At 30.0% G+C, this 13,877-nt stretch carries 13 protein-coding genes; 8 read left to right on the forward strand and 5 right to left on the reverse strand.

What is annotated here, in order from left to right:
• Positions 1-539: GH3 auxin-responsive promoter family protein (locus KA468_RS08685; RefSeq protein ID WP_291242552.1), on the reverse strand; the 539-nt coding region annotated here is incomplete at its 3' end.
• Positions 540-711: 172 nt separating this feature from the next.
• On the opposite strand from KA468_RS08685, the gene KA468_RS08690 reads away from it, so the two are divergent.
• A complete protein-coding gene (locus KA468_RS08690; protein ID WP_291242553.1) occupies positions 712-915 on the forward strand; it encodes a twin-arginine translocase TatA/TatE family subunit in 204 nt (67 codons plus the stop codon).
• A 75-nt stretch (positions 916-990) separates the two neighbouring features.
• On the opposite strand, the gene KA468_RS08695 is transcribed toward KA468_RS08690, so the two are convergent.
• Complete coding sequence (locus KA468_RS08695; RefSeq protein ID WP_366933134.1) at positions 991-1,128, reverse strand: S1 RNA-binding domain-containing protein; 138 nt, start codon at positions 1,126-1,128, stop codon at positions 991-993.
• A gap of 148 nt (positions 1,129-1,276) precedes the next feature.
• Between KA468_RS08695 and KA468_RS08700 the strand changes: the two genes are divergently transcribed.
• Both KA468_RS08700 and KA468_RS08705 read left to right on the forward strand, forming a co-directional pair.
• Positions 1,277-4,042 carry an outer membrane beta-barrel protein gene (locus KA468_RS08700; protein ID WP_291242554.1) on the forward strand — a complete coding sequence of 922 codons (2,766 nt, stop codon included), beginning with the start codon at positions 1,277-1,279 and terminating at the stop codon, positions 4,040-4,042.
• 16 nt (positions 4,043-4,058) lie between these two features.
• Positions 4,059-4,820 (forward strand): GLPGLI family protein, encoded by a 762-nt coding sequence (locus tag KA468_RS08705; protein WP_291242555.1) that lies wholly within the window; start codon positions 4,059-4,061, stop codon positions 4,818-4,820.
• A gap of 3 nt (positions 4,821-4,823) precedes the next feature.
• On the opposite strand, the gene KA468_RS08710 is transcribed toward KA468_RS08705, so the two are convergent.
• Positions 4,824-6,956, reverse strand: coding sequence for a Tex family protein (locus KA468_RS08710; protein WP_291242556.1), 2,133 nt, complete (start codon positions 6,954-6,956; stop codon positions 4,824-4,826).
• Between the two features lie 127 nt (positions 6,957-7,083).
• Between KA468_RS08710 and KA468_RS08715 the strand changes: the two genes are divergently transcribed.
• The 5 genes from KA468_RS08715 to KA468_RS08735 all read left to right on the forward strand — a co-directional run bounded on the left by KA468_RS08715 (position 7,084) and on the right by KA468_RS08735 (position 11,627).
• Positions 7,084-8,160, forward strand: coding sequence for an AAA family ATPase (locus KA468_RS08715; protein WP_291242557.1), 1,077 nt, complete (start codon positions 7,084-7,086; stop codon positions 8,158-8,160).
• 112 nt (positions 8,161-8,272) lie between these two features.
• Positions 8,273-9,478: a PD-(D/E)XK nuclease family protein gene (locus KA468_RS08720; protein WP_291242558.1), complete on the forward strand. Its 1,206-nt coding sequence runs from the start codon at positions 8,273-8,275 to the stop codon at positions 9,476-9,478.
• A 216-nt stretch (positions 9,479-9,694) separates the two neighbouring features.
• The gene (locus KA468_RS08725) at positions 9,695-9,916 is read left to right on the forward strand and encodes a DUF6140 family protein (protein ID WP_291242559.1); all 222 of its coding nucleotides are present in this window, start codon (positions 9,695-9,697) and stop codon (positions 9,914-9,916) included.
• Positions 9,917-10,061: 145 nt separating this feature from the next.
• On the forward strand, positions 10,062-10,964 hold the full coding sequence (locus KA468_RS08730; RefSeq protein ID WP_291242560.1) for a WYL domain-containing protein: 903 nt from the start codon (positions 10,062-10,064) through the stop codon (positions 10,962-10,964).
• 33 nt (positions 10,965-10,997) lie between these two features.
• Positions 10,998-11,627: a metallophosphatase domain-containing protein gene (locus KA468_RS08735; RefSeq protein ID WP_291242561.1), complete on the forward strand. Its 630-nt coding sequence runs from the start codon at positions 10,998-11,000 to the stop codon at positions 11,625-11,627.
• A 28-nt stretch (positions 11,628-11,655) separates the two neighbouring features.
• Here KA468_RS08735 and KA468_RS08740 read toward each other — a convergent pair whose 3' ends face one another.
• Complete coding sequence (locus KA468_RS08740; protein WP_291242562.1) at positions 11,656-12,792, reverse strand: AAA family ATPase; 1,137 nt, start codon at positions 12,790-12,792, stop codon at positions 11,656-11,658.
• A 116-nt stretch (positions 12,793-12,908) separates the two neighbouring features.
• Positions 12,909-13,340 carry a ribose 5-phosphate isomerase B gene (gene rpiB, locus KA468_RS08745; RefSeq protein ID WP_291242563.1) on the reverse strand — a complete coding sequence of 144 codons (432 nt, stop codon included), beginning with the start codon at positions 13,338-13,340 and terminating at the stop codon, positions 12,909-12,911.
• Positions 13,341-13,877: the final 537 nt, after the last annotated feature.

The following is a 13,877-nucleotide window of genomic DNA, read 5'->3' on the forward strand; positions in this document are numbered from 1 at the left end:
CGGTTTTTTTGTAAATATTTTGGTACGTAATGCGCTACAATACCTGAAAGTCTACCTAATTTAATTCCGTTTTTTTCTTCCATTTCTGGACTTCCTTGTAAAAAAATCATTTTTCCGTTAACAAAATCTGATTTTCCTGTTTCGTGAATGTAACTTAAAATCGCGTTTTTTGCCGCTTTAATATGAAATGGCATTGATTCTTTTGTTAGTGGAATGTATTTCGCACCTGAAGTTGTTCCTGAAGTTTTAGCAAAATACAACGGTTTTCCTTTCCATAAAACATCCGATTCGCCAGCTACAACTTTATCAACGTATGATTTCAATTGTTCATAATCTCGAACAGGCACTTGCTTGGCAAAATCTTCAAATGAGTTGATGTTTGAAAAATTATGATCTTTTCCAAATTGCGTGTTTTTCGCTTCACGCAATAAGGATTGAAATACCTTTTCTTGTGTAGAAACAGGTTCGTTCGCCCATTTTTGTGTTTGAAAATGAGAATATTTAGCGAGTATTTTAGCTGCAAATGCTTTTATTGACATACTTGTCGGTTTTATTTTTTAGTCTTTTTTTGAGACAAATCAACTGATTTTATACAAATATAATACAATTAGCCAATGCGCCAATTAGTAATTGTATCAATAAAAAGGAATAAATTTATTTGTGTTTTATTTTTTTATGTACCTTTGTAATATAAATTTTAAACTTAAAAAGATGAATTCTTTATATATAACTTTAGGAGCCATTGGTGGAACAGAGTGGATTATTATTATTGCTGTTGTTGTCTTATTTTTTGGAGGTAAAAAAATCCCAGAATTAATGAAAGGACTTGGTGGTGGTATCAAGGAATTTAAAAAAGCGGCTAAAGGTGAAGATGAAACTCCAGTAGTTAAAAAAGAAGAAGAAACTAAAGAATAAATTTTTTAAAATTCCAATATAAAAATTCCAAATTCCACTTTAAAGTTGGAGTTTGGAATTTTTTGTTTTTGTGTTTTATAATATCATCGTCAACTGTATACGCTTTCGAGCTTCGTCTACCTCAACGACTTTTACTTGCACGTGTTGGTGTAGTTTTACGACTTCATTTACATCGGAAACAAAACCTGCTTTTAAAAAAGCAATTTTGATTATTTATTGGATTATAGTAAAAAGTTTACGCTTTAATAAAATATTTTTTAATAAAACTCGTTTATTTAATTGAAAACCAATTTTAATAACAACTGTTTCCTTATTTTTGTTGGAAAGAACTGAGATTTTTTTAAGCCCTAAAAAATATATTATGTTAAAATGTAATTGCTTACTTGTTGCTTTCTTGTTATTTTCGATTTCATCTTTTTCTCAAAAAGGAACTCTTTCTGGACGAGTAAATGATTTAGAAAAAAATCCTGTTGAAAATGCAGTAATTGCTTTAATAACGCCAAAAGATTCTATTTTGTATCGATTTACAAGGTCTGATAAAGAAGGTAAATTTTTAATTAAAAATATCAAATCAGGAAAATATATTTTGAGCATTTCAAACAGTCTATTTGCTGACTATGTAGATGAAGTAGAAATAAAAGAAAACGAAAATAACCTAGAAACAATTGGTCTATTTAGTAAAAGTAAATTAATTGAAGAAGTAATTATTAAAGGCGGTTCAATACGAATTAAAGGTGACACAACTAGCTATAGAGCGGGTGATTATAAAGTTGATGTAAACGCAAATGTGGAAGAATTACTAAAAAAACTTCCTGGCATTCAAGTTGATAAAAATGGAGAAATCAAAGCAATGGGCGAATCGGTTAAAAAAGTTCTAGTAGATGGTGAAGAATTTTTTGGTGACGACCCAGGAATGGCAACAAAAAATCTTCGTGCCGATGCAGTTAAAACAGTACAAGTGTTTGATAAAAAAAGTGATCAAGCAGAATTTACAGGAATAGACGATGGGAAAAGTCAAAAAACAATAAACCTGAAACTTAAAGAAGATAAAAAGAAAGGCCGTTTTGGAAAAATAGATAACTCTGCTGGACCATTAGAAGACCAAGACCCAAGGTATAACAGTAATTTGATGTTAAGTGCATTTAAAGGAAAAAGGAAAATTTCGGCGTTTTTATTAAATGGAAATACGGGTCAGGACGGTTTAGATTGGGAGGATAGCAATAAATTTGGTGGTGAAAACAGCGATGTTTCGATGAATATGGATGATGACGGAAATGTTAGTTACCAATGGATTGGAGGCAACAATGATGATGAACCTCAAGTGGATACGCAAAATGGTTTTATAAAAAACACGAATGGTGGATTACATTACAACAACAAATGGAACGACAAACAAACCTTAAATTTCTCGCCAAAATTTAATACTCAAAACTACACCAATACTAATAAAAGAAATAATAGAACACAAATTGGTGAAACACAACTAAATGAAAATACTTCTACCGATACAAACGTCACAAGAAACAATTATAAATTCAATGCGTCTTATGATATAAAATTAGATTCATTAAATACGCTTAAAATAAATACAAAAACAAATTTTTATGCTACTACAAGTAATGAATTTACCGATGGCACAACTACTGATGAAAATGGCGTTTTAAAAAATAAAAGTCAAAAAAAGCTGGATACAAAATCGGATAAACAATCATTAATGGCTTCTGTTTTGTTTAAACATAAATTTGCCAAATTACGTCGTACTTTTTCAATGAACTTGTCTTGGAGTAGTTTGAATAATGATTCTGATAATTATTTAAAATCTGATAATGAAAGTTTTATTTCAGGTATTTCTTCCTCTATTATAAGTCTTAATCAAAACAAAATTGGTAAAAAAACAACTCAAAACACAAATGTAAATCTTGTTTATACTGAGCCGATTGCTAAAAATTGGGCGTTGCAACTTGGTTATCAAATTGCTTACAATACTGGAAAAAACAATCAATTAACGTATGATTTTTCAACTTTATCAAATCAATATGATTTGTTGAATAGTGGATTGTCAAATCAATTTGAACAAACTATTGTGGTTAACAAACCCAATTTAATAATGAGTTATAACTCAAAAAAAATAAATTATAGTTTTGGTAGTGGATTTGGTTTTACCTTTTTTGATTTGATTGACCAAACCTTCAATAAAGAGTACAAACGAAATTATACCAATCTTTTTCCATCGGCAAGTTTTTCTTACAAATATAAAAACAATGGTAATTTAAGAATAAATTATAATGGCTCAACATCGCAGCCAACTATTGACCAATTACAACCCTTGCGAAACAATCAAGATTTTTTTAATCAAATTATTGGAAATCCTGACTTAAAACAATCTTTTACAAATAGTATAAATATTTCTCATAATAATTATAATATCTTAAGCGAATCTCATATGTACCAAGGTGTTTATTTTAGAACAACTTCGAATTTAATTACTTATAACAGAGATATTGATATTGACAATGCAAAAACTACCTCTAAAGCAATTAATACCAACGGAAATTTTTCTGGTAATTTTTATATGGGATATGGTTTCAAAATAAAAAAGTTTGATTTGGATGCTGGAATTAATCCTTCAATTAGTTATAATAAATCCATAATAAGCATTAATAATGTTCTGAATAATTCAAAGAATATCAATTCAAATTTTTCGGTTTATTTTTCTAAATCAAAAGAAAAAAGTTATGAATTTTATATCAATAATCAATTTTCAAATAATAGAAATAGTACGTCACTTAACAACGAAGTAAAATCATTTAATACCTATAATTTAAGTATAGACGCAAGCTATTATTTAAGTAAAAATTGGAAAATTAGCACAGATTATAACTTATATACTCGTCAAAAAACGGATGATTTTCAGAGTAATCTTACGAATCAAATATGGAACGCTAGACTTCAACGCACGTTTAAAAATGATGAATTTACTGCCTATTTTTTGGTTAGAGATATTCTTAATCAAAACATTGGAATTGAACGATATAACTATGGCAACGTAATTGGAGAAGAACAGAATAACAGACTAAAACGCTATGCCATGATTGGTTTTACCTGGAATTTTAAAAATAAACAATAAATAAAACAAAAAAGCGATGAAATCAGTATATTTAGTAGTAGCAATGTTGTTTTTTAGCTTTTGCTCAACAGCACAGCAATTTGTTGACAAAGCTGAAATTGAGTTTGAGGTAAATACCAATGTTAAGAAAAACATGAGTAATAATAGTTGGGATGAGATGATGAAAGAAAATCTATCAGAACTTAAAACATCTTATTGGACATATAGTTTTACAGACAATAAAAGTCTGTTCAAATTTAATCGCTGGAGCGAAAAAACTAGAATTCCTAAATATGAAAAAGACCAAGATGAAGAAAATAGTTGGTATTTTGATTTTAATACAAAAACTATGAGTTCACAAAAACAGGTGGTTGGTACAAGCATTGTAATTTCTGACAGTATAACTCCAATAGAATGGAAAATTACTAACGAAAACCGAGAAATTGCAGGCTATAATTGCCGAAAAGCGGTTGGAAAAATTTTTGGAGATGTATATATTTTTGCGTTTTATACCGATGATATCACCATTAGTGGCGGACCCTGTTCAATAAATGGATTACCTGGAATGATTTTAGGTCTTACAATACCCAGATTATATACTTCTTACATAGCAACCAAAGTAAACTTAACCGTTACAAATCCAACTGAAATAAAACCTATAACCGCTAAAAAAATGTTTTCTAATTTAGAATTTAGGACACTTATTGAAGACAAAACAAAAGATTGGTGGAGCTACGGAAACGATGAAGAAGAGAAAAAAAGAGAAAAAAATGTTTTCCTTTGGAATGCATTTCTTTAATACTTACAATACCATCGTCAACTGAATGCGCTTTCTGGCTTCATCTACCTCAACGACTTTTACTTGTACGTGTTGGTGAAGTTTTACGACTTCGTTTACATCGGATACAAATCCTGCTTTTAATTGCGAAATATGTACCAAACCACTTTCTTTGGTTCCGATATCCACGAAACAACCAAATGCCGTAATATTATTCACGATTCCGGGTAAAATCATACCTGTTTTTAAATCTTTTATCGTTCGAACATTTGGGTCAAATTCGAAAACTTTAGCGGCTTTTCTTGGGTCTAATCCGGGTTTTTCTAGTTCTTTTAAAGCGTCTTTTAGTGTTAAAATTCCAATTTCAGATGTAATATAATTTTCTGGTTGGATTTGTGCTATTTTTTCTTTGTTGGCAATCAAATCTGTTGTTTTTACACCTAAATCTTTAGCCATTTTTTCAACAATTGCATACGCTTCTGGGTGCACCGCTGAATTATCTAACGGATTTTTTCCGTCTTTAATACGAATAAACGCCGCGGCTTGTTGGTACGCTTTTTCGCCTAAACGTGGTACTTTTTTTAGTTGCTTTCTGTCTTCAAAAGGGCCGTTTTCTGAACGATAGGCTATAATGTTTTCAGCCATTTTTTCACCAATTCCAGAAACATAGCTCAACAACGATTTACTTGCGGTATTTACGTTAATTCCTACCGAGTTTACACAACTCATTACCACAGTATCTAATTGCTCTTTTAATTTATTTTGATCTACATCGTGCTGGTATTGTCCAACTCCAATAGATTTTGGATCTATTTTTACCAATTCCGCCAACGGATCTGAAAGTCGTCTTCCAATAGAAACCGAACCACGCACCGTTACATCGTAATTTGGAAATTCATCACGCGCAATTTTACTCGCCGAGTACACTGATGCACCTGCTTCTGAAACCACAAAAACCTGAACAGGTTTATCAAAAGCAATTTTTTTAATAAAGAATTCGGTTTCGCGAGATGCCGTTCCGTTTCCAATAGATATCGCTTCAATATTATATGCATTTACCATAGAACGGATTTTTTTCATCGCCATAGCGCTATCGTTTTGTGGCGCGTGCGGATAAACGGTTTCGTTATTTAGTAAATCACCTTTTTCATCCAAACAAACTAATTTGCAGCCGCTTCTGTAACCTGGGTCAATAGCTAAAATGCGTTTTTCACCTAATGGTGGCGCCAACAACAACTGACGTAAATTTTCTGCAAAAACATCAATGGCTTTTATATCGGCTTTGGTTTTGGCTTCTTGCAACGTTTCGTTTGAAATAGCGGGTTCTAATAATCTTTTATAACTGTCTTTTATCGCTTTTTCAATTTGTTCGCCGCTTTCGTTATTGGTTTTGATTAAATTATCTTCCATAAAACGAATTACTTCGGCTTTATCTTCCTCATTTAAACCGACATTCAACTTGATAAAACCTTCAGCTTCAGCACGCAACATCGCTAATAATCGATGCGATGGCGCTTTACTTACGTTTTCAGACCAATCAAAATATTGGGAAAATTTTTGAGCCGCTTCATCGTCTTTTTTGGTTTTTACTACTTTATTGGTTATTTCAGCTTTGCGCTGAAAGGTTCTGCGTAACGATTTTCGAATGAAAATATTTTCGTTTATCCATTCAGCTATAATATCGCGAGCACCTTGAAGGGCTTCGTCTTCATTAATAACTTTTTCGTTTAAATATTTTGAAGCTAAAAACTCAATATCATCATTTTTTTGAGACATAATTATTTTAGCCAAAGGTTCCAATCCGTTCTCACGAGCGGTGTCGGCTTTGGTTTTTTTCTTCTTTTTATATGGCAAATACAAATCTTCTATTTCTTGTAAATCATAACTGGAATCAATTTTTGATTTCAATTCTGCAGAAAGTGCGTTTTGCTCTTCAATAGATTTTAAAATGCTTTCTTTTCGTTTTACAATTTCAATAAATTGCTTGTTTAATTTAGCAATTTGCTCAATTTGAACCTCATCTAAATTTCCTGTTTGGTCTTTTCGATAACGAGAAATAAACGGAATCGTGCAATCTTCCGAAAGTAATTGAATCGTAGCTTCAATGCTTTTTACAGCAATGTTGGTTTGGTCTTGTATGAATTGGATTGTGGTCATTATGAAAATTTGAAATACAAAGAAATAAAAAATATAAGGAGTTTTATAGGAAAGGAAAATAATTTTTTTACAACGCCACATCTTGTCGTTCTGCGAGGTTATCTTTGTGTAAATAAATTTAAGAGTTATGAAAAAAGACCAAATAAACTCCGGTTTAAACCTCTGCAATCCAAATTATGATGTGTTTCATTCAAGCTCAAGCTATGTAGATTGCTTTAGAATGTATTATGCATACTACAATTCTATCCCTAATTTTAAATCCATTAACCATATATCAAACGAGTTGTTTCGAAATTGGTTTGAAAAAGAGTATAAAAACCAAATCATCAAAGAGCATTACAAACACAAATTCGATTCACAAACTAAAAAACTAATTAATTTGGATCAATTTTACTTTCTAAACAATGGGATTATGTTAAATGTAGAGCATGACCATATATATTTGCTTTTTACAAACAAACAGGAAAAGGAAGCCAATGACCTTTTTGAAAAATTTAAATTATTTATAAAAACGCCTAAAAAAACAACAGATATCAGTGTAATTGTTTCTCAATATGGAGGGTTAGAAACTAAAGAGGTGCATATCAAAAAACCTAAAATTGATTTTAATATTCATTATAACGAAGATTTTTTTAACATTCATAAATCAATTGTGAAACAACTAAACCAAAAAGATATTAATGGGCTTTTTCTGTTTCACGGACAACCTGGTACTGGAAAAAGTACCTATATAAAATATTTAATTCACCATTTGAAGAAAAAAGTAATCTTTCTGTCTCCAAAAATGGCGGGTGAACTCGACAATGTTAATATGACAACATTTTTATTAGAAAACAGAAATACCGTTTTAGTTATTGAAGACGCCGAAGAGTTGATAAGCTCCCGAGAAGAGGTACGAAACTCAAGTTTATCTATGTTGCTAAATCTTACTGATGGTTTGTTGGGTGAAAGCTTTGGAATTCAAATTATTGCTACTTTTAATACAGATATAAAAAACATAGACAAAGCACTACTTCGTAAAGGAAGGCTTTCTAAAATTTATGAATTCAAACCTATTGCCTTATACAGAACCAACGCTTTGTTACATAAATTAGGACACAACGCTGAAGTAAAAAGTCCAATGGTGGTTTCGGATATTTATAACTTTGAAATCAACACAAACCACGAACCAATACTAAGAAAAGCAGTTGGTTTTGGAAATTAAAAACGTAAAACAGACTTCTAAAAAACAAATTAAATATCAGAAAAATAAACGGTATAAAACGTTTATGAGTGTAGATATTTAATATTTTTGAAAATTAATAAGTGGAAAAAATATGGAGAAATTAAAATCCCTTTTGCAAAGTGTTGCAATCATACAGAAAAAATATGACGATTTAGCAGAATATTCTGGAGAACATTACAATATCTTTGATATTCTTGGTGTTCGATCAAATGAATTAAGTCACTCTTCAATTCTAACAAACTTACTTGATCCCAAAGGAAAACACGGTCAGAAGGATGTGTTTTTAAAATTATTTTTAGAACAAATAAATAGTCGTTTTAAAGAAACCGTTCATACTTATCACGATTACTTGAAAAATTTTGTTACTCAAAACGCAACAGCAAATAAAGAAATTTATGTTGGGGGAGTCAACTTTGATTTGGCAGAAGGCGGAAGAGTAGATATTGTAATCACATCAGCAAATCAAAATATTATTATTGAAAATAAGATTTATGCTGGTGATCAAGAGCAACAATTGCTTCGATACAATAATCATTTTAAGAATCAACCTATAATTTATTTGACATTAGATGGATCAGAGCCTTCAGAAAGTTCTAAAGGAAATTTAGTTTTAAATAAAGATTTTATTTGTTGCTCTTATAAAACAGACATCAAAGAATGGCTTGAAAAATGTATCAAAAAAATGACAAACAAGCCATTCATTAGAGAAACACTAAATCAATATTTAATTTTAATTAAAGAACTTACTAACCAATCAAATAACAACAAAATGAGTGAAGATATATCAAAACTAATAGTAAATAACATTGAAAATTTTGGTGCATTTATTACCATTTTAGAAGCAGAAGAATTAGTGAAAAAAGAAATAATTCTTGTTTTAAAAAAACAACTTTTAGAAATAAATCTAGACTTAAAATTAATAGAAGAAAGTTATACTTTAAGTAATAAACAATATTCTGGATTTGAATTAACAAATGAAAAATTAAAATCTAAAAATCTAAAAATTAGATTTGAGTTTATGTCAAAAAATTATAGCGAGTTACATTATGGGTTTCAAATTATAAATAAAAAAGAACTAAATAATTTTGATGAATTAAAAAAAAATTACAAAGCCATTATTGGAGAAGTTGCTTCTTCTAATATTTGGCCGGCTTATTCTAAATACCACGAATATAGGGATTGGTCAAAAAACACCAGGAAAGTCTATGGTGATGTGTTGAATGGGGAAATGATTAAATCTATAATAGAAAAATTATCCCTTATGTTGAAATCGTTTGAAGCTACATACAACAATTAAGCGCTTAAAACACAGATAAAAAACAAAAAAAACAGACAAATCATAACCTACAAAATAGATAATATATATTCAAACATAATGTATAAGTAAAACAATACCAAAAATATCACTTTATTTAATTTTACAACGTCATAGTTTGACTTCCCACACCGCTTACTTTGCAACCTGGGGAAGCCGAAAACCAAAAAGAGTAGGTACATTTTAAATTTATACATTATGGCGCTTTATTTAATTACTGTAAAACAAAACAACATTAGCAATGGCATTCGGCTTGAAAAAGGAATGTCTGTAGAGGTTGTTTCCAAGTACAACGGAAATCCTGTAACAACTAATGGAGGAAAAGAAGTAATTGATGCTTTTATGCGAAAATATGGAATTGACCTAAAAAAGAATCACGGTTGTTCAACTGCATATTTGGATTCCAAAAAAATTGGATAGTAGAATAAAAGAGGTTTTCGGGCCTCTTTTTCAAAAATATTTTTTCCTCGCCATCTTTTGTTGTTTTAGTCATTTATGTTTTAGTGTTAAAAAAAATAATTAAAGATGTTTTGAACACACTATAAATAGATAAAAACTTTAAATTATGTCTAAAAAACAATTTATTAAACGCCATTTATTGATACTCGGAAAGCTGAGAAAAAATCCTTGTGATTTTAAAGAACTACAAGGGTTTTTAAAATCGCAATCTTTAGACGATGAGGAAAACTATGAAATTTCGAAACGCACTTTTGAACGTGATGTAAAAGAAATTAGGAGTATTTTTAATGTAGAAATCGAATACAACCGAAAGGAAAAAGTTTATGAAATCATCCATGACGCAGACGATAACAAAACGATTCGATTAATAGAATCTTTTCAGATGTATAACGCTTTGAGTATGTCAGAATCGATTGCTAAGCACCTAATTTTAGAAAAAAGAAAGTCGTTAGGGCTCGAAAATTTATACGGTTTACTTCACGCTATTCAAAATCGAGTGTCGGTTAACTATCAATATGAAAGTTTTTGGGGTTTTGATAATAAAAAAAATAAACGAATTGTTTATCCGTTGGCTTTGAAAGAGGCTCGTTATCATTGGTATTTAATTGCTGTGGATACTATTGACGGCACAGTTAAATCTTTTGGTTTAGATCGAATTTCTTATTTAGAAATTAGCGCTACCCGGTTTGAATATCCAACGAAATTTGATGTTGAAGAAAAATTCAAACACGCTTTTGGAATTATTAGCGGAGAAGAATCGCCCGAAAAGATTAAATTATGGTTCACACGGGGACAAGGAAATTATATAAAATCGCTACCGCTACACGTTTCTCAAAAAATTATTTCAGAAAACGATACTGAACTTGTTTTAGAATTGTTTGTTTGCCCATCGCATGATTTTGTGATGGAAATCCTATCTATGGGTGCTGATGTGAAAGTTCTTGAACCTGAAAGTTTACAACAAAAAATTAAAACAAAATTACTTGATGCGGCAAAGTTATATAAGTGATTTAAAGTTTAACCAAATTAAGTAAATGCAGTTATGAAAATTACAACGCTATCTGATACACATGGACTACACCATAAACTCCTATTACCTGGGGGCGATATACTTATTCACGCAGGCGATGTTTGTAATCGAGGAACCGAAATTGAGGCGTTAAATTTTATAAATTGGTTTTCAAATCAAAATTATACCTATAAAATTTTTATTGCAGGAAACCATGATTTTTATTTTGAATACGAGCAAAATACTACAATAAAATCGTTGTTACCCGAGAATGTTTTTTATTTGAACGATTCTGGAATAACTATAGAAGAAATTTCTTTTTGGGGTTCGCCCGTTACGCCTGAATTTCATAATATGGCTTTTAATAGAAAAAGAGGTGTTGACATTGAAAAACACTGGGGTTTAATCCCTCCTGATACTGACGTTTTAATTACTCACGGACCTGCTTATGGTATTTTAGATAAAACGTTTCAAAATTTAAATGTAGGCTGTACCAATTTACTAACAAAAATCGAAGAGATTAAACCCAAATACCATATTTTTGGTCACATTCACGAGGATTTTGGTCTTACAAAAAGAGAACAAACGACCTTTATAAACACAGCTTCTGTTGATTTTAATTATAAAATGAGAAAAATACCATTTTTTGATTTTGAGATTTAGAATTTGCTTGACAGCTTTATTTATAAGATTACAAGATAAAATCTAAATAATTCTGTTTGTTAATTACTTCAAAAGTTGCTTCTGGATAGGCTTTAGCAAAAGCTCCAGGAATTTTTGTTTTTCTATTTTCGTTCCATTTGAATTCATAACCAGCCATCGTTTCTGCTTCGGTTTCCAGCCAATCTAATTCTTGTTGGTCATAGGTGCGCCAAAAATAATTTTGTTTATAAATTTTCTTATATTTTTGTTTTTTAAAGCGTTCTGATGCTAAATAATTTTCCCATAAATCACCAATATCTGTTCGGTTATTTATGGTATTGAAATTATTTATTATAGTGTTTCTTATTCCATTATCGTAAAAATACCAACGTGATGACTTCGTAATTTCTTTTCTTAAATTTTTACTAAATCCTTCTATTTTGAAAATTATAAATACTTTTGAAAGTAAATCTAAATATTTTTCTACTGTGTTTTTAGATATGTTTAATTGGTTGCCTAATTCTTGTAACGAAACTTCTTTTCCTACCTGAAAAGCAATTAATCGTAATAAATCGTAAATTTTATCCGCATTTTTAATTCCGTCAAAAACCAATATGTCTTTTAATAAATAAGAGTTCACAATTTCTCTTAAATACGTTTGTTTTTCTTCCCAAGAATCATAATGTGTAACTTCTGGATAACCTCCATAAATCAATCTTTCTTCTAATTTTTCAGTAGTTTGTTTATAATTTTCAAATTGAGTAAACTCTATTTGCGCCAACGGAAATAAATACATAGTGTTTTTTCTACCCACCAGCGGTTCGCCTAATTTATTAGCTAAATCAAACATTGAAGAACCTGTGGCAATCACTTTTATTCCTTCAATTGAATCTACAATTAATTTTAATATTAAGCCAATATCTGTTATGCTTTGTGCTTCGTCTATTATTAATATGGAAACATTTTGTAATAATTTAGTGTAATTTGAAGCGCTTCTTTCTTCCAATAATCGGGCATCGTTTATGTCTTCGCCGTTCAATTGTAATACGTTTTCGTTGGTCGATTCTAAATATTTTTTTATTATTTGTGTTTTACCAACACGTCTTGCGCCTAATAAAATAAAGACTTTATTAGGTTTTAATTTCAATTGAAAATCTTCAAGAATGGCTCTTTTGTAGTAATTCATTTTAATTTTTCTTTAGAAAACAGACTACAAATATAAGAAAAAACATTAATTCCGTCAGTTGATTGACTAAATTAATATTAATTCCGTCAGTTGGTTGACGGAATTAACACAAAATATTATTTACAAGCAATTTTATTCACTCTATTTGCGTGTCTTCCGCCTTCAAAATCGGTGTTTAAAAATGTAGCTACCATTTCCACAGCTTGTTGAATAGAAGTATAACGTGCCGGAATAGAAATTATATTCGCATCATTATGCTGACGGGCTAATTCCGCAATTTCTTTCGTCCAACATAAAGCGGCACGAATATCTTGGTGTTTGTTTGCCGACATCGCAATTCCGTTTCCAGAGCCACAAATTGCAATTCCAAAATTGGCTTTTTTACTTACAACATCATTCGCCACAGCGTGACCAAAATCTGGATAGTCAACACTTTCAAAAGTATCTGTTCCGTGGTTAATAACTTGATAATTGTTGCTTTCTAAATAGTTAACTATTGCTTTTTTGTAGTCTGGACCGGCGTGGTCGTTACCAATTGATACTGTCATAATAGTGAGTAGTGTTGTTAATATTGTTTTACAAAAATAATCAATATGTAGCGTATCATAAAGTAAATTTGTAAATATTATTGGTTTCCTATTTTAATGTTTTTACAAAAACCAATCGAAAAAAGAGGGTTGTTAATACTTTTTGATAATGAGTTGATAATCAGTTAATGTTAATTTAACATTACGTGTTGATAACTTTAGATAGAAAATAATAAGTTTTTTGTTGGTGTGAAATTAAAATTTGTAATGCAAATCTTAAATTTAAAATCAAAATTTAGTTATTACATTTTATTGTTTTTTTATGAATACTTTTTACGTGGTTATTAACAAAATTTATAAATTTACTTATATACAAAACAATCACGGATTAAGATTTTAACAGGTGTTAATAAGATTTGTTTTAAAAATAAAAATTCGTTGTAAAAGAAGTAATTAGCAAAATTTTTGAGTGTTTATTAATTTGTATAACTTACAATAAGTTTGTAAAACAACATTTGAAAATAAATTTATACCACATATTAACACACTATAATAACC

Source organism: Flavobacterium sp., assembly GCF_017985075.1.
Classification (GTDB): Bacteria; Bacteroidota; Bacteroidia; order Flavobacteriales; family Flavobacteriaceae; genus Flavobacterium.